Raw genomic sequence first — 22,147 nt, 5'->3', positions numbered from 1 at the left:
TTTATTCTCGGTTGAAATCTCATTTTCACCTAAGGAAAAAGTATAGAGGATGGCGGGGAAAAAGTAAAGATGCGTCCTGTCACACGATGTTTAAAAACAATCTTTTTTTCTCATAATAGTAGAAACATAAAAAAAGGGGGAACCATTGTGGATGCAATGACAAATAAACGGCTGAGACTGACGCTCAAAACCGTTCGCGCCTTTATCTTTCTTGGGGCTTTCGCGTGCTTAGCGGCAGCTGCTGTGTTTATGACTGTCATTTTGATAGCCAAATACCAGGGCGCTCCCTCGGTTCAAGTGCCGCAATCCACGATTTTGTTTGCGAGCGACGGCTCAAAACTCGGGGAGACGAACTATGGCGAAAAACGCTATTGGGTCCCCTTAAAAGACATGAATCCGACGATTGTAAAAGCGACGGTGGCGATTGAAGACCAGAACTTCTATGATCACCATGGCTTTGATTATAAACGCATGGCCGGTGCGGCGCTGGCCGACTTAAAAGCGCTGGCCAAGGTGCAGGGCGCAAGCACCATCACCCAGCAATATGCGAGAAACCTGTATCTTGAACACGACAAAACGTGGAAACGCAAATGGAATGAGGCATTCTATACAATTCGTCTGGAACAAAACTATTCTAAGGACGAGATATTAGAAGGCTATTTAAATACGATATACTACGGCCACGGCGCCTATGGCATCGAAGCCGCATCCCGCCTCTATTTCGGCAAGCATGCCAAAAACCTGACAGATGCGGAAGCGGCGCTTTTGGCCGGTATTCCGAAAGGCCCTTCCGGCTATTCGCCTTATGTCAATGAAACAAAGGCCAAGGATCGCCAAAAAACAATTGTGCGGATGATGGAAAAACAGCGGATGATCAGCCGCAAAAAAGCGGACGAGCTGATCAAAGAGCCCCTTTCCTATCAGCCGTTGAATAAGCACGCCATCAGCAGAAAAGCGCCTTATTTCTATGATAATGCGATGAGAGATCTGGAAAAAAAACTCGGCATGACGCGGGAGCAAATTGAAACAAGCGGGTTAAATGTGTATACAACCGTGAATAAACGGCTTCAGCGCATTGCCGAGGAAACCATTACCGAAACGGTTAACGCCGGTTCTGACATTCAAGTCGGATTTTCAGCCATTGATCCACGCACAGGAAACGTTCTCGCTCTTGTCGGCGGCAGGGATTATCAAAAAAGCCCGTTTGACCGGACGACACAGGCGAAACGCCAGCCCGCTTCGACAATCAAACCGTTACTGTATTATAAAGCGATCCAGAGCGGGTTTACGCCAGTGACACTGATGAAAAGCGAAGAAACCGAGTTTCAAATCGACGCAAAAGGAGAAACCTATTCTCCAAGCAACTATAACGGTTACTACGCCAACAAGCCGATTACGCTTCTGCAGGCGCTGGCGCTTTCCGACAACATATACGCGGTGAAAACACATCTCTTTCTCGGCATGAACAAGCTCGTACAGGCATCAAAGGAATTCGGAATTACTGCAAAGCTTCAAGCATTGCCTTCCCTTGCGCTCGGCACTGAACCCGTACGCCCGATTGAGATGGTCAACGCTTACGCCATGCTGGCAAATGGCGGGAAGAAAATCGAACCGACCTTTATCACGAGAGTGACTGATGCGGCCGGACATGTACTGTACGAAAGCCCGAATCAGCATAAACAAGTGCTGGATGAAAAAGCTGCCTTTGTGACCGCTAATATGATGACAGGCATGTTTGATACAGATTTAAACGGCTATACATCCGTGACAGGACGGACAATCGCGGACCGCCTGACTAGAACCTATGCGGGAAAATCAGGCACAACAAGCGCAGACAGCTGGATGATCGGTTTCAACCCGAAGTTGGCTGCGGGTGTATGGACGGGCTATGACAAAAACAGCACCATCGACTCAGTCGCAGAAAAAAACTATGCCAAAACCATTTGGGCGGAGTTTATGGAGGATGCGCTCAAAGGAGAACCAGAAACAGCTTTTAAACCGCCAAAAGGCGTGACCGGCGTGTACATTGATCCAGAAACAGGCTACTCCTCCGGCCCCGGATGCGCAGCCAAGCATTACACGTATTTTGTGAAAGGCACAGAGCCATCGAATGTGTGCTACGGGGCAGAAGAACCCGGAAAACAAACAAAAGACCGTTATCCAGTCAATGAGAAGCCCGCTTCCCCAAAAAAGTGGTGGGACAAATGGCTGGGGCGGAATCATTAAAAATAACCCGGCTCCTCGGAGGCCGGGTTATTCGTATGGTTCGTCAATTACCCACGGAAGAAGCGTAACACAATCGAGCTGAATAATTGGTTTTGGGAAACCCTTAGGAATGTAAATTTGGTGCCGAGGCTCTGAAAATGAAATATACCACGACAAATCAATCCTTTCCGGGTTCAATTCTTGTTTTCCTTCTACAATACGGCCTACTATAAAATAACTGGCTATATAAAAGTGCAAATGATCTTTTATCCCATGGTAATTTATATCTGTGCATTTGGGTACCATTTGCTGGTTTGCACTGAGTACATATACTTCTGTGTTAGAGATAGGCCTACCAATCGGTGGTACCTTGTGCATGACACCCTTTTCTAGCTTCATATACGTGGAATAAGTAGTATCTTCGGATGGACCGTATAGGTTATACACCTTTTCAATCGGACTTCTCTCATACAAGTGCTGGACCAGTGACTCCGGCAACGGTTCTCCAGCCAAATTCATCACCTTTACCGAAGAAGGGATCGTCTTTGCTCGAACCAGTTCCTTCGCTGCTGATGGTACAAGTATTGACCAAAGTCACATCCTTCGTAGACAACTTGTCCAGATGAAGGGCACTTTCAGCGACAATCACCTTACCACCCATCGTCAAAGGAACAAACACTTCAAAAACCGATAGATCAAAGGAAAGTGAAGTTGAAGCCAGCACTCCCGTTAATTCCTGTCGGGAATAGGTTTGATGTGCCCAATGAATCATCGTCAACGTACTCCGATGCTCAATCATCACACCCTTGGGATTGCCAGTGGATCCTGAGGTATAGATAATATAAGCTAAGTTATCGTTTGTCACTTCACTCGTACATGCCGTCGTTACTTCCTGTTCGATCGCTGCTCGATCACGATCGATACAAATCATGTCAATGGATTCAGGTAACGTCATTTTGGCTGCAACTTTTCCTGTGTCACCAGTACTTCGATATGAGCATCCGCTAAAATATACCGTAGTCGACTCTCCGGATACGCAGGATCAATCGGAACATACGCTCCTCCTGCTTTCATGATTCCTAGGAGACCAACAATCATCTCGGATGAACGTGTAACGCTGATCCCAACCAATGATTCGCATCCCACACCCTCTTCTGAAGATAATGGGCCAACTGATTGGAACGTTCGTTCAGTTTTCGATACGTTAGCTTCTCATCTTCGCACACTACCGCGATCGCTTCTGGCGTTTTCTCCACTTGTTCCTCAAACAATGTATGAATCGTGCTTTCACGTAGGTCCACGACACCTGTGTCATTCCATTCATCTAGTAACCGCTTATATTCTGCTTTCGGTAGCATATTCAGTTTTGATAGAGAATCTTTTGGATTAGATACAATTTCATATAACCAATATTCAAAATGGCCTGCCATTCGCTCAATGGTTGCAGCATTAAACAAATCGGTATTATATTCAAAAGTTAGCAATAACCCTTCTTCCGTCTCCGATGCAAACAAACTCAAATCAAATTTGGCAACCGAAGTATGACTTTCCATCATCTCCTGCAGATAGCTGAGGTAACTCTTGTTTTGTATTCTGTAAGGTAAACATGGTTTGGAAAATCGGTGAATGACTGGTATTCCGTTCAGGTTTTACGGCTTCTACCACTTTTTCAAACGGAATGTCCTGACATTCGTATGCTTTTAGTGCTGTTTTTCGTATCTGCGACAGAAGTCCTTGGAACGTCGGATTTCCACTGAGATCAGCTCGATAAACCAACGTATTTACAAAGAAACCAATTACTCCTTCAATCTCTCTAACATTCCGGCTCGCAATCGGGCTTCCAACCAAGATGTCGTCTTGTCCCGTATAACGAGCAAGGAAGCTTTGATACGCCGCCATCAAGGTCATAAATAAGGTGGATCCTTCTTGCTGTCTTAACTCCTTGAGTTTTTCCCGTAGGAAATACGTTATCCTATAGCAGTTGAAGAATTGAGAAAAGAAAAAAAGATGCCATTAGGCATCCAACTAAGGCAAGTGAAATATCTCAATAACATAGTGGAACCAGATCATCGGTTTATTAAAAAGCGAGTTCGCTCGATGTTAGGATTGAAATCCTTTCGCACAGCTACAACATTATTTCTGGAATAGAAGCTATTCATATGGTAAAAAAGGCAACTTGTTTTACTGGATAAGTCTGTCCAAACTCAAGTGAATTTCATCCATCAACTATTTGGAATTCCTGCTTAAGACTAGATTCCACTAGGAAACTTTTTGCCCCTTTATATCTTTCCTAAGTATTTGCACCAGAACCCCTTCTTTAAATGCAATAACTTAAGATGTATCGCATTATCTTTAGAATCGTTTCCGTTTCCATAAAGCTCTTATAAAGTTAAATTTCTTGTTTTATTTTAGCTTGATGCTGATAAGATACTAGAATGCAATTTTTCCATTATTCAAATAAGGATAAATATCTACTGTCGTTTAATAGGCAATGCATAATAGCCAAAAGCTAAATCCAGCAAGGCACTTGCTTCTTGACGCAGTAACAGATCTTTCGGACGGAACATAAAGGATCCGTCAGCATTGATGGAAGTATCAGGGTCTAGAATTCCTTGGGAGGCAAGTGCCTGAATCGATTGAATTGCCCAGTCATCCGCAGCATCAAGTAATTTAACTTTAATAGCTTTGTCAGGTTGAATCGGTTTCATGTCATGAATTTGCTTTAAGTTTTGAATCATGGTTGCTGCGACCTGTCGGGTAATCGGAGTAGCATGGTCATACCCTGGAATTCCTTTCATAACTTTTTCCCTTGCCTCCTTGGAGTCGTCTGGAAAACCGTTCCATCCATAAGCAAGTAACAACGTATCCGCAAACTCTCCTTGTGTCATGATGTCCATCGGATTGAATAGATTACCTGTTTTAGCACCCATAATATTTAGAGCATGAAGATTATCAATGTGACTTCTATAGTTACTCTTTTGTGGAACGTCATCAAAAGGTGGTTTGTTGTTAATTCTCTGGGCATCTGCTACAAAATCAAGGCTTTTAGGAGAGTTGTAGTGAAAATATGCGATTTCTCCAGCTGAATTCTTTTTGAAGGCAACTTTGTTACCTTCCGAATCTTCAAATAATAACGGATGAATCATTTTGAGAACTTGTTTTCCAGGTGTTCCACCCTCCATGACCAAATTCCCATTTTCATAAGTGAAATGAGTGCGAATTGCAGCGAAACGCGTATTTTGGAATAAGCCCAAGTATTTATGAGCTTCTTTTTCCTCTAACGGGAGATAACTTGTTTTTCCTTCATTCTTCTTAGCAGGGAAATAGTGATCCATGAGAGTTTCATATATGTCTACACTCATCATTGAATCATTATTGTAAGACATGAAGAATGCTGTTTTTTGTTCAGGCACTAAAATCAGCAATGATTGATGTCCAGGCATGCTTCCCCCTTTTATTACAACGTGTTGACCGTTAGCAAATTCATTAAAAGGCGTTTCAAACCCAATTGTTGCAACAGGAATCGTCTTATCATCAAAAATTTGATAGGCATGCATCATATCTATGCTTTTTTCACTTACAATTTCTTTGTCTTTAAACTTTCCTTTCTGTAGTTGCATAATCATGTATTTTGACATGTCTTCCGCAGTAGATAAAATGCCTCCTTGTGGCGTATCCCTTAAACCGCTCCCACTTGTTGGAATCGGATCGCCAGTGGGACCATAATGTGTAGCCATTCTTTCGAGAAGATCAGGTGTAAAGCTCATACTTGTAGATTTCATATTTAATGGTTTAAAAATATTCTTTTCCATATATTTTGAGAAAGAGGTGCTAGTAACATTCTCTACTGCTAACCCGGCGAGCGCAAATGAGACGTTGTCATACGTATAAGCTTCTCCTGGTGGCCGTATCACTGTTGGCATATGTTTAGAGAAAAATTCTTTCATTGGTATATTATTATTAATATATTCAGGTCCGGTTATATTTGTGAGATCGGGAAAATCTACCCCGCTAGTATAAGTGAGCATATCAAACAGGGTAAGAGGTTTCCCTGTTTGATTAGGTATTTTTAATCCACCAAGGTATTTTTGTACATCTTGATCTAGTTTAAGCTTTCCTTTATCAACTTGCTGCATCACAGCCAAAGCAGTAAAAGTTTTTGAAACTGAAGCGATTTGAAAAACCGTGTCCTTAGTAACGGGGATTTTCTTTTCTTTATCAGCATATCCATACCCTTTATTGACCACGACCTTTCCATCGTGAACGACGACAAAACTAGAACCGTTCACATTGTACTTCTTCATTTTTTCTTCAAATAACGGATCAGCAAAAGATTCTATTTCTTTTTTATTATTAGGTCCTTTCGCAATTTGGATATTAGTCGTGGAAGCCGATGGTTTTGATTTTCCTGCTTCTAATGATTGTTGGGAACAAGCAGAAATCATAGTTGAAGAAGAAAGAAGAATTGCAACGATCCCCAGTTTGTTAATTGCTTGTTTCATTTTTATACGCTCCTTTATTTGATTGGGATTTTTTTGTTAACGCAACGAGTTAGCGGCTGGTTAGCATATGAACAGAGTGTAGCAAGGGGTAAGTCATAGTCGATAGTGAACTTTTGTCATAAGGACAACAAAAATTGAGTGGATAAGGCTGTATTGATAGTTATGTCATAAAAATCATGACATTTTGACACTACCGTATGTGACAGAAAAACACTTAGAATCAAGGAGCAGTTTTTAAAGTATTAACAATAAATGAGGAGGGGAGATTTTCATTGTGCATGATAAAAATATAAAGAAGCGTGAAAGGAGAAACAGGTATCACCTATTTATGTAAAAACAAACCAGTAACAAGAGTGTTTCAAGAAACAGCTGAAGAATTAGTAAAGATGGGGATTTCTCTGCCCCCAGACTTTGCCCCAGGAAAGGGCTGGTCCTACTCAAACACAAGATACGCCCTTACTGAAAAAGTAACTGGAAACAGCTATGTGGAAGAGGTTGAAAATCGGATTATTGAACCGCTGGAATTGTCGAATACATTCCTACCTGGCAATTCAACGGTTATTCCAGGCACCAAGCATGCCGTGGATATGAAAGATACGACGGAGAAAATGAGCTAAAAGACGTTACTTATTCTAACCAGGTAGCTCGGATGGAGATATGATTTCTACTGCTGACGATTTAAACAAATTTTTCTCTTACTTAGTGGCAATTTACTGAAGGAACAGCAACTAAAACAAATGCTTACTACAGTTCCTACAGGAATAGAAGGAATGGATGATATGGACTTGGAATCTATGTAACTAAGTTTCCAAACGGTATATCGATATGGGGACACACAGGTGGCATTCTAGGTTTTCTACACTTGCTGAGGCACACTTGGAGGCAAGCATACATTGGCCGTCAATCAGCCTTAAAGATAATAGTCTTGATCCTTTTAAAAATATTTACTTGCTGAATTTATCAAGTAGGCAAATCGGTAACATGAAAAAAAACGTTATTCTTTCTCTAGAATCATAGGAAAGGATAGCGTTTTTTACATTTGGAGGTAAAGCAATTTCTTAAGTTAAGTGGATGTGGTTTAAACAACTTTTCAACTCTTTATTCTTCATTGTAGTTTCAAATATGGTAATGGGTAGTGTTGCCCTGCATGATCTGTAAGTTCCCCATTGACAGCTAACTAGTTCAAGTGAGAGTGTCAAGAAAGTAATCCTGTATCTTTTGCCTTTTGTACGGCTTCTTCTCGATTTTTAACTCCTAGCTTCTCATAGAGTTTGGAGGCGTAATTTCTTACCGTTCCGTTTGACAAGTAAAGTTTCGAAGCTATTGTTTTATAACGGCTTCCTTGTGATAATAGTTCCAAAATCTCTAATTCTCGTTTCGTTAATCCATACTCTTTTCCATCTGATTTTGATTCAAATGATCCTGTTTCTTCATTTTCTTCCCATATTCTATGGAACAAGTCATGATTAATCATCGTGCCTCCTCGATAGACCAGACGAATTGATTCAGCCAGTTCACGCGAATCTATGGATTTCAATAAATATCCATCCGCGCCATTTCGTATGATTTCTTTTGCCCTTTCTGTATTCTGAAAGGTTGACAAAATGAGTACACGAATGTCCGGCCATTTTCCCTTAATCATTTTAGTCGCATGAATCCCATCCAGATTTGGCATCTCTAAATCCATTAATACTACATCTGGTTTTAGTCTCTCACACAATTCCAAAGCCCGTTCTCCATCTTCAGCCATTCCCACTACTTGTAAATCCTCCTGTCCCTCCAAAATTGTATGAAGACTTTCTCGGATGAAAGAATGATCATCGACAATACACAGGCGGATTTGTTCATTAGACAGTTGTACTTGTTTCGGTAAAACACATGAAATTAGCGTCCCTTCCCCCTTTTTGGAATAAACAATGACTCTTCCTTGTGACTGACTTACACGCTCTTTCATTGCAGTTAATCCAAAGCCATCCTTCCACTCTTCTACCCCACATCCATTATCTTGTACATCCAATCTTATCTGTTGTGGTTCAAAGTGAAGTGACACAATGATCTCTGTGGAATGCCCATGGCGAACAGCATTTGTTAGTGATTCCTGCAAGCTCCGATATAGTGTCATTTTTGATTGTTTGGAGGCCATATACTCTTCCCCTATTATTCGAGTACGTACATTTACTTTTGCATGTTTCTTAAATTCCTCTGTCAATTGTTGTAATGTGACAGCTAAGGGAAGCGATTCTTGTGAAAAATCCAATTGATGTAAATACAGTCTTACTTCTTCCATACTGTTACGGGCCAATTGTAATAATGAATCGAGCTGTTGCTCCCCTTCCTTAGTTTTTAATTCCGTACGTAATGTTTCCATCCCCATAATAATTGAGGTATAGGAATGCCCCATCGTATCATGTAAATCCTTTGAGAGCCTGTCACGTTCCTCTAGTAAAGTAATCCGCTCAACTTGAGATATGTATTGTTCCAATACATGTTTCTGGTTCCGAATAGTTTCACTTTGACGGTAATTAGTAGCCAGTAAACGAAAGAAAGAGCCCATAGCAAAAGCTAAACTGATTTGCAGAATAATTACCCATAAATCTGTTACATTGGAAAAAATTCCAATGAGCAACGGGAACAAAATAATTGTGATAGGACCTGACCAGCGGTAAGATTTATGAGCACTATTTGCCGCAATCATAAAAGTTGGCATTAAAAAAGCAAGATACGCTGACGGAAATAATAAAGTTAAATAGAAACACACTCCGCCAAATAATATTATTTCAGTAAACAAATAATAGCGATAACTGAACATTAAAAAAATCCAAGGTACTGAAAATGAAACGACTTCCCAAAGAATAATGATCCAAAGTGGTACAGTCAAATAATCTTGTTCTTGGATAGTCACTGATATCAACGATAGCCAAATAATAAAACGTATACAAAGTAAGGCCCAATCATACCAGAACCATATTTTCAAAGTCTTAAACAAATTATCACTCCTTTATAGCTTTAAACATAGTACGTGTATACATTCCAATTATTCGAACTAAACAGTTTCCAATACATATACGTATCCAGATGAGAATACATCCAACAATCATGACAAAAAAAGCTTCCGTCCACGAATTCACAGAAATCCCCAACAAGTATATATTAAAATATCGAAAAAGTAAGGGCGTAACGATAAATACTAGCGGCGTTACATACAGTAAAATAGCGCATATAAGACTCATTATTCCGATAAAGAACTTCTGCATCAGCCAAAAAATAGCCCTCCAGTTGCTATTATTAAAGATTGTATCGCTCGCTTTAATCCATTTATCTCCCTCCTTTCTTCTCCTTGATTCGAATAACTCTATCGATATATCCGTATAAACCTTTGTCTGAATGCGTTCATACTGAACAAACGTGTGAGTTGTTTGTAGCACCCAAGCTAACAAGGGAATACCAAAAAAGATAACCGTCATTACTAATGCAAATGTAATGCTGACCAGATAGAAACAAAAGTAAAAGAATCCGGATGCAAAGGTAAATAACAAGAAATAGAAATCTTGCAAAGTTTTTTGAGCTGATGCTTTCGTCATTAAAATCTCTCCTCCTCATTCATTTTCAATGCGGTAAAAGCTACTTTTTAATTCTAAGTATTTTTCTGTCACATACGGTAGTGTCAAAGTGTCATGGTTTGTATGACATAACTACCTAGACAGCCGCAGCCCACTCAATTTTTGTTACCCTTTATAAAAATGACAAAAGTTCACTATCGGCTATGACTCGCCGCGCTTGCTACACTCTGTTCATACGTGGTACGGCCATCAGGAGAAGCTTATACGTATGACAACGTCTCATTTGCGCTCACAGGGTTAACAGTAGAGAAATTTCTCGAAATATATGGAAAAGAATATTTTTAAACCATTAGATATGAATCTACAAGTATGAGCTTTACGTCTGATCCTCTCAAAAGACTGTCTACACCTTATGGTCCCATCGGCGATCCAAATATAAAACAGATTTCTTCCGTCTAATATAGTGGATTATTATTTTTATAATGGAAATGATAAGCATGCAAAAAACCGATTCTCTTTACACTAAAAGAATCGGTTTCTAGTTTTATCCTCTAGATAACATTGGATAAAGGAATGAGGAAACTGAGATATTATCACTTGAGAGCATTAATTGTAACCTTGGCAGCCTGCGCAATCAGTTCATTATCATAGGTAGCATCTTTCTTATCTCGGCTGGACAAAATTGCGATGATAATAGGTGATCTATTCGGTGGCCAAATGATGGCGATATCATTTCGTGTTCCGTAGCTTCCGGCTCCAGATTTATCACCGACTTCCCAGTCTTTTGGTACGCCAGCTCGGATGAGTTTGTCTCCTGTAGCATTTCCACGCATCCAATCTGTAAGAATTTTACGTTTGTCAGCTGGGAGCGCATTTCCGACTGTGAAAGCCTTAAGATCGGTAGCAAGTGTTTTTGCTGTACTTGTATCACGAATGTCTCCCGGAATAGCTTCGTTCAAATCCGTCTCAAAACGATCAGCCACGGTAACTTTATCACCAATCTGTCTAAGCGCTTCTTCAAAGCCTTTAGGTCCGTCTAGTTTCTTGAATAAAAGGTTCCCCGCAGTGTTATCACTATAACGAATAGCAGCCTCGCAAATTTCCCCAAGGGTCATCCCAGTGTCCACATGTTTCTCTGTGACTGGTGAATACGTAACTAAGTCATTTTTGGTATAGGTAATGACCTCGTTTAATTTGTCAATTGAGTTTTGCTGTAATACAGCTCCTGCCGCCAAAGCTTTGTAGGTAGATGCGTAAGCAAACCGTTCATTAGGTCGATAAGTTACTGTCTGGTTTGTACCAGTGTCGATAGCATAGACACCTAGTCGAGCGTCAAACTTTTTCTCAAGTTGAGCGAACTCTCGATGAGTCGCATGGTTTGTATGATTGGTTTGCTCTGTTTTTTCTTTTGCTTTAACTTGCAATGGTTGACCTATAAAGAATTTTACGCTTGCAAGGCTTAAACTTAGTATGCCAACACACACCCCTATTTTTAGCATCCTTGTACTTTTCAAAATAATCATTCCCTTCAGACTTTTAATACTTAAAACAGATGTTAAATTAGATACAATTGTATTGAATTTGAACATCTGTTTTTAAAATTACACTTAATAGACACTCTAAATAACAATATTGTTCCATAACTTTTAAAAAAATAATTTAACCTTAAGATAAAATAGAACCGACATAGAGAAGGGTTTTATGTTACATACAAGAAGCTTTGAATTTTTTGAGCAAATAGTTGTAATTCATCAGATACAGAAATAGGCATGCAAAAGGAAATGATGACTAGTACAGCTGATTCCCCGTTAGGAAAGTATGGGCTTAGCATACATGCAACAAAATTGCCGGACGGTACCGAAGTATGGGGGCATGGTGGTGGTATTCCCGGATTTACTAACTTTGCAGGTGGAACGGAAGATGGTCAACATGTCATTTCGATAAACATCAATGTACTAGGAGCAGAAAAACATATCAAGAATATTTAGTCTCAGAGTTTGCAGGGAAAACCAAAAAGAAAGTTATCGATAAAGAAAAGAAAAGGAACCATCGAGGAGAAGCCAAATACGTAATCGATCAAGTAGTAACCAATAAAAAAATCCCAAGTGTCATAGCAGGCGGATTAAAGAACGGTAAACGCTGGTCTTATGCTAAGGGACAGCGAGTTACGAGGTATCGCGCGCAGCAGAACCGAACTTTTCGTTTCGTATTGGAAGCATCACGAAGACGTTCACAGCGTCCGTTATACTGCAGTTGGCTGAGGAGAAAGGAATTAAACCTTGATGATCGGTTGAAAAATGGTTACCGGGGATCATACAGGGTAATGGGTATGACGGTTACAAAATTACCATTCGGCAGTTATTGAATCATACAAGCGGGATTGCATCCTATACAGATTTGGATATGACGGAATGAGACCTAGACTCTCTAATACTTGATCCTTTTGAACCGGCAGTTCATTCACTGCCTCATAGTAGTTAAGACAGTTACCGCATTCACACATATCCCCTGTATCTTTATCATACTGCTTTCTCGTTTCTTCCACGTCAGCTTTCATCACCCAGTCACCCACTCGAATGGTTTCGTACATGATAACCCCTAAAAAATGAAAAACCCCGAGTCTTGGTTCGGCTCGGGATTTTCCATGTCCTAGTTTCTGTATCACCAGTTTACTCAATGTTTACGAAAAATAGTTCAAATATTCTAAGAGTTCACATAAAGTTCACAAATTAATTTTCTTCTTGAAGCAGGCCTTTTTTCAATTCATCAGAAGAGCGTTCCCACAGGCCTTGGTCATGGTTTTTCAGAAATTCGCCAAGCACTTGCTTCGAGCTGTCATCCATCTTATCAATGATAATGTTCCGTTTCATCGATTTATCCATCAGATTCACATGCTCCGGGAGCGATTTGTAGCCTCTTCTGATGCTTCTGTCGACCGTCAGTTCACAGGCTGTTACCCCTGCGTAATAAGGGCCCTCTTCTCTTCTGTCAATCGTCACCCACACAAGCCAGTATGGTTTGCCGTTTGGAACATCTTCTTTATTAGGCAGAAATTTAATGCCTTTTTCAACGACGCTGCGGGCGTGCATCGCGCCGATGTCAACGAACGCTTCTTTTTCCTCTACATCGACGAATACAGGAGAAATATTATCCAGGCTGAGTGCCCCTGCACCGAAGCCGCCGTGTCCGTCTGTCGGATCACTTTTGATAATATTAAACCCGATTGATTTTTTCTTTTTTTCTTCCATGAGTTCTACCTCCTACAAAAGCGGTTGAAATATCGCTGAAAACAAATGTAAAATCGAATCCCTTCCGGCGTTGAGCAATGGCCAAAGCACGTAAGATCCGAGCGGTGTCACAAACAGTACCAAAAAGACGATAAAGCCGTAGCTTTCCGCTTGCGTCATCTTGGCACGCGCCCCCGGCGGGACGAGATCTTCAATAATACGATAGCCGTCGAGCGGCGGCAGCGGCAGCAGATTAAATAAAAACAGAACGAGGTTCAGCTGTATCCAGATTGAAAAGAACTGGTCCAGTCCTGTACTGAATGCCGTAAGCAGTTCCATTCCGTAAGCATGCATCAACACTAACAAAGAGAAACCGATAAACGCAAGAATCAGGTTACTGATTGGCCCGGCAATGGATACGAGTACGCCGGCCAGACGAGGTTTCTTAAAGAAACGGCGATTGACGGGAACAGGGCGAGCCCATCCAAAGCCGGCCACCAGGATCAAAATGGTTCCGAACGGATCAAGGTGTTTGATAGGATTAAGCGTCAGTCTTCCTTCTTTTTTCGCCGTATTGTCACCAAATTTGTATGCGACATAGGCGTGAGCGAGTTCATGCATTGTAAACGAAACAATTAACGTGATGACGAGGTATGGCATTAACGATAACGGATAATATAAAAAACGGTCCAAGTGAGATATCCCTCTTTCTAAAAATGCAAGAATTTACTTTATTCAGTATACTATAAGAAGCCTCTTTTCCTAAAGAGAGGAAACGATATAAAGGAGGATTCACACCTATGCCATACGTAACCGTCAAAATGCTTGAAGGCCGTACAGACGAGCAAAAACGCAATCTTGTCGAGAAAGTAACAGAAGCCGTAAAGGAAACCACCGGTGCTTCTGAAGAAAAAATTGTTGTCTTTATAGAAGAAATGAGAAAAGACCATTACGCGGTCGCAGGCAAACGCCTCAGCGATATGGAATAATCTCTATAAAGCCGGCGCTTCGCAAGCCGGCTTTTTCCATCCCTATTGGGTCAGCTTCGCAATAATCGCTAATAACGCCTTTTTCTCTTCGGCTGTCAAACGCTCAAACATGCCGTCAATCAGTCCCTGACGGTTTTCGATCATTTGCTCAGCCGCCGCCCTGCCCGATTCAGAAAGCGTAATCCATACAGTGCGGCGGTCATTGTTATTTCTGGATCTCTCAATGAATCCCTCCTGCTCTAAATGATTAAGAGCAGTGGTCGTAGCAGAGGGAGACAGTGTGACCTCCTTCAGAATATCCTTTATGGTGCAGCTCCCATGCCTGTATATGATCCGCAGAATAAATCCTCTTACATTATTTACGTGTTTCGGAACGGTGGCTTCATCTAATTGCTTCGTGCTTTTCAAATATTTTGTAAGTGCGTGATCCAGCAAATTTGCTTCCAGTTTGTCATGATCCATGTAGATTTCCCCATTTCGAGATGCATTCATAACATACGAACGATATGATTACTTATTATTTTACTGATACCAGATAGGGAAAGTCAAAAAAGCAAACAGCGAATTCGCAACTTTTCTCCTACATGCTTCGATTTTTCACCTGTTTGACAATATTCTCTTTAAATACCTGAAAAGGAACTTGTTCACTCTTCTGATGTCCGAATTGACGGACGTTTACGGCCTTTTCATTCACTTCCTGATCCCCTAGCACCAGCATGTACGGGATTTTCTGCATTTGTGATTCTCTGATTTTGTAGCCAAGCTTTTCATTGCGTTCATCAATATTGACTCTTATCCCGAGCCGCTTTAGCTCAGACTGCACCTTTTCGCAGTAGTCCATATGAACGTGAGAAACCGGTATAATTTGGACCTGCACCGGCGCAAGCCAGACTGGAAAAGCTCCGCCAAAATGCTCGATCAGAATGCCGAAGAAACGGTCAATTGAGCCGAATACCGCTCTGTGAATGACGACGGGACGAACCTTTTCATTGTGCTCATTAATATATGTTAAATCAAATTTTTCCGGCATTTGAAAATCAAGCTGGATTGTGGCGCATTGGTGGCTCCGCTTCAGAGCGTCTTTAATATGAAAATCGATTTTCGCTCCGTAAAACGCTCCATCCCCTGCGTTTACTTCATAAGGAAGATCCAGATCCTCAAGGACGTGTTTCAAGGCGTTTTCAGACATTTCCCACACGCTGTCTTCACCTGATGAATCCTCCGGACGAGTGGAAAGCTCAACCGTATACTCGAAACCGAATGTGCGGTATACCTCGTCAATCAGCCGAATGGCTTCTTTGATTTCACTCTCGATTTGATCCTCCCGAACAAAGATATGCGCGTCATCCTGGCAGAACGTCTGGACGCGGAGCATTCCGTTCAGAGCACCGCTGTATTCATGGCGGTGCACCTGGCCGAACTCCGCCATACGAATCGGCAGATCCCGGTAAGAATACAGGCTGTTTTTAAAGATGAGCATATGGCCGGGACAATTCATCGGCTTCATTGCAAATGCAGTATGATCTACTTCCGAAAAATACATATTGTCGCGATAATGGTCCCAGTGCCCCGACTGCTCCCATAACCGCTGATTCATCATAAACGGCGTACGGACTTCAGCGTAGCCGGCATTTGTTTGCAGCTCACGCGAAAAGCGTTCCAGCTCATTGCGGACAATCTGCCCTTTTGGCAAATAAAACGGCATTCCCGGGGCTTCTTCCGAGAACATAAACAGCTCTAATTGTTTTCCCAGCTTGCGGTGATCCCGTTTCGCTGCTTCTTCCAGCATATGCAGGTGCGCATCCAAATCTTTTTTCTTTTGAAACGAAACACCGTACACCCGCTGAAGGACTTCATTTTGGCTGTCTCCTCGCCAATAAGCACCCGACACCCGTGTTAATTTGAACGCCTTGATCATTCCTGTTGAAGGAAGATGCGACCCGCGGCACAGGTCAACAAATTCTCCCTGCTGATACAGCGTCATGCTTTCCCCGCGCGGAATGTCTTTCAAAATTTCCAGCTTAAACGGCTCGCCTTTTTCTGCAAAAAGCGCTTCAGCCTCCTCGTAAGAAACCTCTATTCGCTTGATATCCATATTTTCGTTTATAATATGCTTCATCTCTTTTTCGATGGCCTCTAAATCTCCGGAAGTCAGACTCCGATCAAGCTTCATATCATAATAAAATCCGTCTTCAATGACAGGCCCTATTCCCAAGGACGCTTCGCCGTACAGCCGTTTCACTGCCTGAGCCAGCACATGCGCTGATGTATGGCGAAGCACCTGCAAGCCTTCTGGAGAATCCAGTGTGATAATTGAAAGCTCAGCATCTTCCTCCAGCTTGAAGCTGACATCAACGAGCCGGCCATTAACCTGTCCCGCTGCTGCTTTCTTTTCCAAACTGGAGCTGATGGACGCAGCCGCCTCTTTGACTGTAGTGCCTTTCGGATATTCCTTTACCTGTCCGTCCGGAAGCTGAATACTTACATGTTTACTCATTTCAAACACTCCTTATTCATTGTGGTATATAAAAAAACACACCCGTCCCTCTGTAAGGGACGAGTGTGTGATTAACCCGTGGTTCCACCCAAGTTCCCAACGAACTTTCATGTTCATCGGCTCGGTGCTGTAACGCAGCATAAACGGCATTGGATACTGATTGTTCCCCAATGCTGCTCCAAGGCGGTAAATGATATTCCTAAGCTGGGAAGCTCGCACCTTTCCTTCCCTCTCTGAAAACCGTAAATATCATTCATGTCCTTTTCATCGCATTTCTATATGTATATAAAAAGACACACCCGTCCCTCTATAAGGGACGAGTGTGTGTGATTAACCCGTGGTTCCACCCAAGTTCCCAACGAACTTTCATGTTCATCGGCTCGGTGCTGTAACGCAGCATAAACGGCATTGGATACTGATTGTTCCCCAACGCTGCTCCAAGGCGGTAAATGATATTCCTAAGCTGGGAAGCTCGCACCTTTCCTTCCCTCTCTGAAAACCGTAAATATCATTCATGTCCTTTTCATCGCATTTATTGACTCATATAAAAAAACACATCCATCCCTCGCAAGGGACGAATGTGTTAAAATTCGTGGTTCCACCCAAATTCCCAACAAACATACATGTTCGTCGGCTCGGTGCTGTAACGCAGCATGACGGTATCAGATACTTAATTTCCCCGATACGGCTCAAAGGCGGTAAGCTGCTTTCTCTGCGTTAGGAAGGTTTCAGCTGATCCTTCCCTCTCTGGAAACCGTAAAAAGCATCTCGTGTCCTTATCAGTGCCTGTTTGAATAATTTCATATATCTTACTATATGTTTCTTGAAAAAACAATGGACGATTTTAAGATGATGCAGAAGCGGACGTTTCTTTATGAAAAGTCAGAAACCGCCACACAAAGAATGCGGCAAGACTGTATGCCGCGCCCATCATCAAAAACGTAAACCCAGCTCCGGCGTACCAAGTGGCGGACAGATGAATGACCACTCCGGAAACCGCTACGCCAACCAATGCCCCGATTTGCCGGTTGGCATTTAAAGCTGCTCCTGCGATATTGGCATGCTCCTGTCCCGCTGTCTTCATCATCACAGCCGTCATGGCAGGAACCGTAATGCCGACACCAAGATTCATGACAGAAGTCAGAACCGCAAGCTGCCAGTAAGGCAAATCCGGAGAAACCATGACAAATAACAGCAATGCCATGATGCAGCTGACAGCCATTGAAACAAACATAAGAAGCCCCGCTTCAAAACGGTTCGCCAGCCGGGCAAACAGCAGATTTCCTACCACAAAGACAGCCATCATCGGCAATAGTTCGACGCCCGCTAAAAAGGAACTTGCGCCTCTTGCTTCCTGCAAAAATAGACTCAGCATAAACATACCGCCGAAAAGAGCAAAATTCAGTAAAAACCCAACGAACTGCGCTGCCGAGAAACGTCCGTTTTTATATAATGACGCAGGAAGAATAGATGTTGCCGAAAAAATTTCTCTCAGAATAAAAAGCACAAACGCCAAAACCGCCGCCGCGAAAGCACCGAGAATGGAGAGCGAACTCCAGCCTATTGAAGCACCCTGTATCAGCGCAAATGAAAGAAATCCGAGAGCCGCCATTCCAAGCAGATGCCCTGTGATATTCACCCGGCTGCCTTTTCCCGGGAAACTGCTGAGCGTTCGATAGGCGCAAATAAGCGCCGCAATCCCTAATGGCACATTGATCAGAAAAATACTCTGCCACCCTGCCGCATTCACCAGAACACCGCCGATAAAAGGCCCCAGCCCGGAGGCGGCGGAGACGAGAGCGGCCCACAAGCCAAACATTTTGGCCCGCACCCGTTCATCGGGATAAGAGGCAGTCAAAAGGCTGAGTGAACTCGGCATAAACAAAGCCGCGCCAAGTCCCTGCAACAGCCGGCCTGCGATCAGCATTTGGCCATTTGCTGATACAGCGCATAGACATGAGGCAAGAACAAAAACGGCCAAACCCAGCATATAAATGGTCTTTGAGCCGTAACGGTCAGCCAGCGCACCGCCGGCCAGCAGAAGCGAAGCAAATGTAAGCATGTACCCGTCTACAACCCACGTCACACCTGAAAGTGAAAGAGAAAGAACGTTTTTCATATCAGCAATTGCAACATTCACCACGGTCACATCAAGCGTAGCCATCAGAAAACCGAGAGCGAGCACGATTAACACTGAGATGCCTGTTGATCCTGATTGATGTAAAGGCCCGCTGTTTTTCATTGCCATTGCCCTTTCAGCTGATGATGTACCCAATCATCGATTTTTTCGAGGTCATAAAGTTTCCCGATTCTGTTCATGACACCCTGCAAGGTTTCTTCTTTCATGAGCGAAGACCATTTATCCTCAATATCACCCATTACCGTCTCCAGCACACAGGGATTTCCGCTCTCAAATACAGATGGCAAAAGGCCTTTTCCTTGATACATGGAACCTCTTCCTTCAACAGCTTGATAGACATCATAGAGGGTAATATCCGTCAAAGGCTTCGTAATCGTAAAGCCTCCCTTCGTTCCTGGTATGGACTCAGCCAAACCAGCCTGCACCAAAGTTCTCATCAGCTTTTTCAGATAAGACGGAGACATGTGCAAACGCTGGCTGATCGCCTCTGATGTTAAAGAAGCCTGCACGGGCAGCCGTGATAGTAACAGCAGTACAGAAATTCCCTGCTCCATTCCCGATTTCATTTTCATTATGTTCCCTCCTGGTTCATTATGGATAACTATTATCCACAATAGATCCATTAGCAGGTTTTGTCAATAAAAAAAGCAAAAGAAACGATTCATTTCTTTTGCTTGGTATGGTTAACAAATCTGCTTCAGCTCTTCTATGTATTGAAGCGCTTCGTCATATTCTTCATTGGTATACTTTTGCTTGCTTTTGATTGTAAATACTTTCTCTTTCTTTTCCTCAGCCTCAAGCCCGTCAAAGTAAAGAATCGTGGAAACCAGCTCTAAAAACCGTGATGAACGGTTGTTTACACTGTCAATATAGTGCTTGATATCAGGCATATCAAGATCGGCGTGGTCTAAAAACGCGGAGCCCGTCTCTGTCAGCGAATAACGGTATTGAAAGTAGCCGCCCTTTTTTTCCTTTACCTCATGCAGGAATCCAAGGTTGCACAGCTCTTCAATTTGGAGCGTCAGTTCCTCCGAATACGGCCCGTAAAAGTGAAAATCATATTTCTCATAGAAAGGAAACTGCATTTTCTTCGCAATATAAATCATTTTTTGCAGCTTCTTTCGCCCGATGATTTCTCCAGAATCCGAGAACACCTTCATCAGTTTTGCATGTTCTTTCAACAAATTCCCGACATCTCCTTTTTCCTTCTTTACCAATTTCTATGTCAGTCCCAGCAGCTGCCGGATTTTCATTTTCGCTTCCGGGTGTTCAGAGCCGTCACAAATCAGGTCCTTCGGATAGTACAGCTTGTGGTCCGTCCGCCGCTTTCCGGAGATGGATTCCACAATGGCCGACTGTCTGGACAGCTCTTTAATTTGACCGTTTTGCGTCAAGAGATGGATCGGCAAACGCTCCTCTTCCTCTCCTGGACGGTAAAAATCGTATGGCAGATCTGAAGAAGAATCCACGACTAAATAATAGCTCGGATCGATTCCAGCCTCTTTGAATAATGAGGTCAGCTCAAAAAAGGCCGACATCTCTTCATTCGGATTAAATTCAACGTATTGGAACAGCTGGCGGTTAATGAATCTGCGGCACAAATCGGATAAAATCGGGTCTTCTTCATCCTCCCAGGCCTGGAAATAATACAAAATAATAGATTCATCCAGCCTCAAATAATCCTCCAGCGTCAGTTTCCCTTCAAAAATAGAATAGAAATGAACCGGAGCATGAGTGAACACATAACCTTCATCATGGAGCTGCTTCGCTCTGTGGAGAATCTTCGTTAAAATAACCTCCGCGCTTCTCGTCACAGGGTGGAAATAGACCTGCCAGTACATTTGGTAGCGGCTCATAATATAGTCTTCTACAGCGTGCATTCCGCTTTGTTTAATGACGATTTGATCCTCACGCGGGCGCATCACCCGGAGAATCCGCTCCATGTCAAAATGGCCGTAGCTGACGCCCGTATAATAAGCGTCGCGCTGCAGATAATCCATGCGGTCCGCGTCAATCTGACTCGAAATCAGGCTGACCACTTGTTTGTTTTTATATGTTTTGGCAATGACTTCAGCAACATCCTGAGGGAAACGCGGGCTAACCTTTCTGAGCACCTGATTAACCTCTGTGTCTCCCAAAATGATATCTCTTGTAAAATCTTCGTGGTCAAGATGAAAGACTTTTTCAAATGAATGCGAGAACGGCCCGTGCCCGAGATCATGAAGCAGCGCCGCGGACAAACAGAGTTCGCGCTCACTGTCATCCCATTCAGGACGGCCTTTAAAGACATCATCAACCATTCTCCTGACAATTTCGTAGACACCGAGAGAATGGTTGAACCGGCTGTGCTCAGCGCCATGGAACGTCAAATACGTCGTGCCGAGCTGCTTGATTCTGCGGAGACGCTGAAATTCGCGGGTTCCGATCAGATCCCATATCAGCTTGTCCCGTACATGAACATAGCGGTGCACCGGATCTTTAAACACTTTTTCTTCTGATAATTTTCCATTTGGATACGCCATCGTCATTCCCTCTTTTTTTTAGCCGTGTTTCTATTATATCGACTCTATTCTTTGAAAACATCCTTGAATTTGTCCGGCGATTTGTTCCATCTTTCCGAAAATCACATGATGTGAAGCAAAAAAGCCTGACCAGAGGGCCGAGGCTATGAAAAAATATGTTTTTACTTTTTTAATTTCTTTTTCACTTTGTCGATCAGCTCATCCTCTGTCGGAGCTGACAGCGGGCGATTGTTTACAAAAGCAAACGATTTTTTCCGTCCGGGCCCGCAATAAGATTGGCACCCTACCTCAACCTTTGCGTCCGGGTCTACTTCTTTTAAACGCGGCAGCAATGTTTTGATATTAGTGGCTTGGCAATCATCACACACTCGAAATTCATTAGCCATGACGTACGCTTCCCTTCATTTCTATGTTCATCTATGTTTTAAACTTAAAATCGCTTTATTGAAAAAAATCACATCACTCCTCATTGTACAAGGATTCGACTGTTCCTGCAAGCCGCTTC

Annotated in this window: 19 protein-coding genes, 5 pseudogenes and 3 other annotated features; of the genes and pseudogenes, 7 read left to right on the top strand and 17 right to left on the bottom strand. The window is 42.7% G+C overall.

All coding sequences use genetic code 11. From position 1 onward, the window contains the following. The first annotated feature begins 147 nt into the window (after window positions 1-147). Window positions 148-2,226, top strand: coding sequence for a transglycosylase domain-containing protein (locus M1D69_RS02145; protein ID WP_458104714.1), 2,079 nt, complete (start codon window positions 148-150; stop codon window positions 2,224-2,226). Between the two features lie 27 nt (window positions 2,227-2,253). Here the strand turns inward: M1D69_RS02145 and M1D69_RS02140 are convergent, their stop codons facing one another. The 3 genes and pseudogenes from M1D69_RS02140 to M1D69_RS02130 form a co-directional block, all read right to left on the bottom strand. After that, complete coding sequence (locus M1D69_RS02140; protein WP_458110422.1) at window positions 2,254-2,727, bottom strand: AMP-binding protein; 474 nt, start codon at window positions 2,725-2,727, stop codon at window positions 2,254-2,256. After that, on the bottom strand, window positions 2,672-3,160 hold the full coding sequence (locus M1D69_RS02135) for an AMP-binding protein (protein WP_458110421.1): 489 nt from the start codon (window positions 3,158-3,160) through the stop codon (window positions 2,672-2,674). Before M1D69_RS02135 ends, M1D69_RS02140 begins: the two co-directional genes overlap by 56 nt. Next, a pseudogene (locus M1D69_RS02130) lies at window positions 3,157-4,104 on the bottom strand (condensation domain-containing protein). The gene M1D69_RS02135 and the pseudogene M1D69_RS02130 overlap by 4 nt, the downstream one beginning before the upstream one ends. Window positions 4,105-4,173: 69 nt before the next feature. Between M1D69_RS02130 and M1D69_RS02125 the strand changes: the two are divergent. Beyond that, a pseudogene (locus M1D69_RS02125) lies at window positions 4,174-4,452 on the top strand (DDE-type integrase/transposase/recombinase); the annotation flags it as partial. Between the two features lie 224 nt (window positions 4,453-4,676). Here M1D69_RS02125 and M1D69_RS02120 read toward each other — a convergent pair. Then, complete coding sequence (locus tag M1D69_RS02120) at window positions 4,677-6,707, bottom strand: serine hydrolase (protein WP_458104715.1); 2,031 nt, start codon at window positions 6,705-6,707, stop codon at window positions 4,677-4,679. Between the two features lie 365 nt (window positions 6,708-7,072). Here M1D69_RS02120 and M1D69_RS02115 point away from each other — a divergent pair. Further along, window positions 7,073-7,724, top strand: a pseudogene (locus tag M1D69_RS02115) (serine hydrolase domain-containing protein); the annotation flags it as partial. Between the two features lie 178 nt (window positions 7,725-7,902). On the opposite strand, the gene M1D69_RS02110 reads toward M1D69_RS02115, so the two are convergent. Together M1D69_RS02110 and M1D69_RS02105 are read right to left on the bottom strand one after the other, a co-directional pair. After that, window positions 7,903-9,693: a response regulator gene (locus tag M1D69_RS02110; protein WP_458104716.1), complete on the bottom strand. Its 1,791-nt coding sequence runs from the start codon at window positions 9,691-9,693 to the stop codon at window positions 7,903-7,905. Window positions 9,694-9,697: 4 nt separating this feature from the next. Next, complete coding sequence (locus M1D69_RS02105) at window positions 9,698-10,288, bottom strand: sensor domain-containing protein (RefSeq protein WP_095432274.1); 591 nt, start codon at window positions 10,286-10,288, stop codon at window positions 9,698-9,700. 216 nt (window positions 10,289-10,504) lie between these two features. On the opposite strand from M1D69_RS02105, the pseudogene M1D69_RS02100 reads away from it, so the two are divergent. Beyond that, window positions 10,505-10,699: pseudogene (locus M1D69_RS02100) on the top strand (serine hydrolase); the annotation flags it as partial. A gap of 161 nt (window positions 10,700-10,860) precedes the next feature. Here the strand turns inward: M1D69_RS02100 and bla are convergent. Continuing rightward, window positions 10,861-11,790: a class A beta-lactamase gene (gene bla / locus M1D69_RS02095; protein ID WP_458104717.1), complete on the bottom strand. Its 930-nt coding sequence runs from the start codon at window positions 11,788-11,790 to the stop codon at window positions 10,861-10,863. A 246-nt stretch (window positions 11,791-12,036) separates the two neighbouring features. Between bla and M1D69_RS02090 the strand changes: the two genes are divergently transcribed. Together M1D69_RS02090 and M1D69_RS02085 are read left to right on the top strand one after the other, a co-directional pair. After that, complete coding sequence (locus M1D69_RS02090; RefSeq protein ID WP_458104718.1) at window positions 12,037-12,255, top strand: hypothetical protein; 219 nt, start codon at window positions 12,037-12,039, stop codon at window positions 12,253-12,255. 220 nt (window positions 12,256-12,475) lie between these two features. Then, a pseudogene (locus M1D69_RS02085) lies at window positions 12,476-12,682 on the top strand (serine hydrolase). Here M1D69_RS02085 and M1D69_RS02080 read toward each other — a convergent pair. The 3 genes from M1D69_RS02080 to M1D69_RS02070 all read right to left on the bottom strand — a co-directional run bounded on the left by M1D69_RS02080 (window position 12,612) and on the right by M1D69_RS02070 (window position 14,187). Beyond that, complete coding sequence (locus tag M1D69_RS02080; protein ID WP_458104719.1) at window positions 12,612-12,857, bottom strand: hypothetical protein; 246 nt, start codon at window positions 12,855-12,857, stop codon at window positions 12,612-12,614. The pseudogene M1D69_RS02085 and the gene M1D69_RS02080 sit on opposite strands and share 71 nt — an antisense overlap. Before the next feature lie 139 nt (window positions 12,858-12,996). Further along, the gene (locus M1D69_RS02075; RefSeq protein WP_069486774.1) at window positions 12,997-13,515 is read right to left on the bottom strand and encodes a YwhD family protein; all 519 of its coding nucleotides are present in this window, start codon (window positions 13,513-13,515) and stop codon (window positions 12,997-12,999) included. A 12-nt stretch (window positions 13,516-13,527) separates the two neighbouring features. Beyond that, window positions 13,528-14,187 (bottom strand): site-2 protease family protein, encoded by a 660-nt coding sequence (locus M1D69_RS02070; protein ID WP_458104720.1) that lies wholly within the window; start codon window positions 14,185-14,187, stop codon window positions 13,528-13,530. Window positions 14,188-14,294: 107 nt separating this feature from the next. Between M1D69_RS02070 and M1D69_RS02065 the strand changes: the two genes are divergently transcribed. After that, a complete protein-coding gene (locus M1D69_RS02065) occupies window positions 14,295-14,483 on the top strand; it encodes a 2-hydroxymuconate tautomerase (RefSeq protein ID WP_003222038.1) in 189 nt (62 codons plus the stop codon). Between the two features lie 42 nt (window positions 14,484-14,525). On the opposite strand, the gene M1D69_RS02060 is transcribed toward M1D69_RS02065, so the two are convergent. The 7 genes from M1D69_RS02060 to M1D69_RS02030 all read right to left on the bottom strand — a co-directional run bounded on the left by M1D69_RS02060 (window position 14,526) and on the right by M1D69_RS02030 (window position 22,028). Beyond that, complete coding sequence (locus M1D69_RS02060) at window positions 14,526-14,945, bottom strand: MarR family transcriptional regulator (RefSeq protein ID WP_060399745.1); 420 nt, start codon at window positions 14,943-14,945, stop codon at window positions 14,526-14,528. Window positions 14,946-15,063: 118 nt separating this feature from the next. Beyond that, the gene (gene thrS / locus M1D69_RS02055) at window positions 15,064-16,980 is read right to left on the bottom strand and encodes a threonine--tRNA ligase (protein ID WP_458104721.1); all 1,917 of its coding nucleotides are present in this window, start codon (window positions 16,978-16,980) and stop codon (window positions 15,064-15,066) included. Window positions 16,981-17,032: 52 nt separating this feature from the next. Further along, window positions 17,033-17,257 (bottom strand) — a binding site (T-box leader). A gap of 32 nt (window positions 17,258-17,289) precedes the next feature. After that, window positions 17,290-17,516, bottom strand: a binding site (T-box leader). A 31-nt stretch (window positions 17,517-17,547) separates the two neighbouring features. After that, window positions 17,548-17,772: a binding site (T-box leader), on the bottom strand. 52 nt (window positions 17,773-17,824) lie between these two features. Then, on the bottom strand, window positions 17,825-19,222 hold the full coding sequence (locus tag M1D69_RS02050) for an MFS transporter (RefSeq protein ID WP_458104722.1): 1,398 nt from the start codon (window positions 19,220-19,222) through the stop codon (window positions 17,825-17,827). After that, entirely contained in the window at window positions 19,219-19,692 is a 474-nt protein-coding gene (locus M1D69_RS02045) for an Rrf2 family transcriptional regulator (protein WP_215510046.1), read from the bottom strand. Before M1D69_RS02045 ends, M1D69_RS02050 begins: the two co-directional genes overlap by 4 nt. Before the next feature lie 111 nt (window positions 19,693-19,803). Continuing rightward, window positions 19,804-20,304: a YwgA family protein gene (locus M1D69_RS02040; RefSeq protein WP_024123233.1), complete on the bottom strand. Its 501-nt coding sequence runs from the start codon at window positions 20,302-20,304 to the stop codon at window positions 19,804-19,806. Between the two features lie 36 nt (window positions 20,305-20,340). Beyond that, window positions 20,341-21,642: an HD domain-containing protein gene (locus M1D69_RS02035; RefSeq protein WP_458104723.1), complete on the bottom strand. Its 1,302-nt coding sequence runs from the start codon at window positions 21,640-21,642 to the stop codon at window positions 20,341-20,343. Between the two features lie 161 nt (window positions 21,643-21,803). Continuing rightward, window positions 21,804-22,028 carry a YuzB family protein gene (locus M1D69_RS02030; RefSeq protein WP_024123235.1) on the bottom strand — a complete coding sequence of 75 codons (225 nt, stop codon included), beginning with the start codon at window positions 22,026-22,028 and terminating at the stop codon, window positions 21,804-21,806. Between the last annotated feature and the right edge of the window lie 119 nt (window positions 22,029-22,147).

It is taken from the genome of Bacillus sp. PK3-037, assembly GCF_054161355.1.
This window is presented reverse-complemented; position numbering and strand designations above follow the sequence as displayed.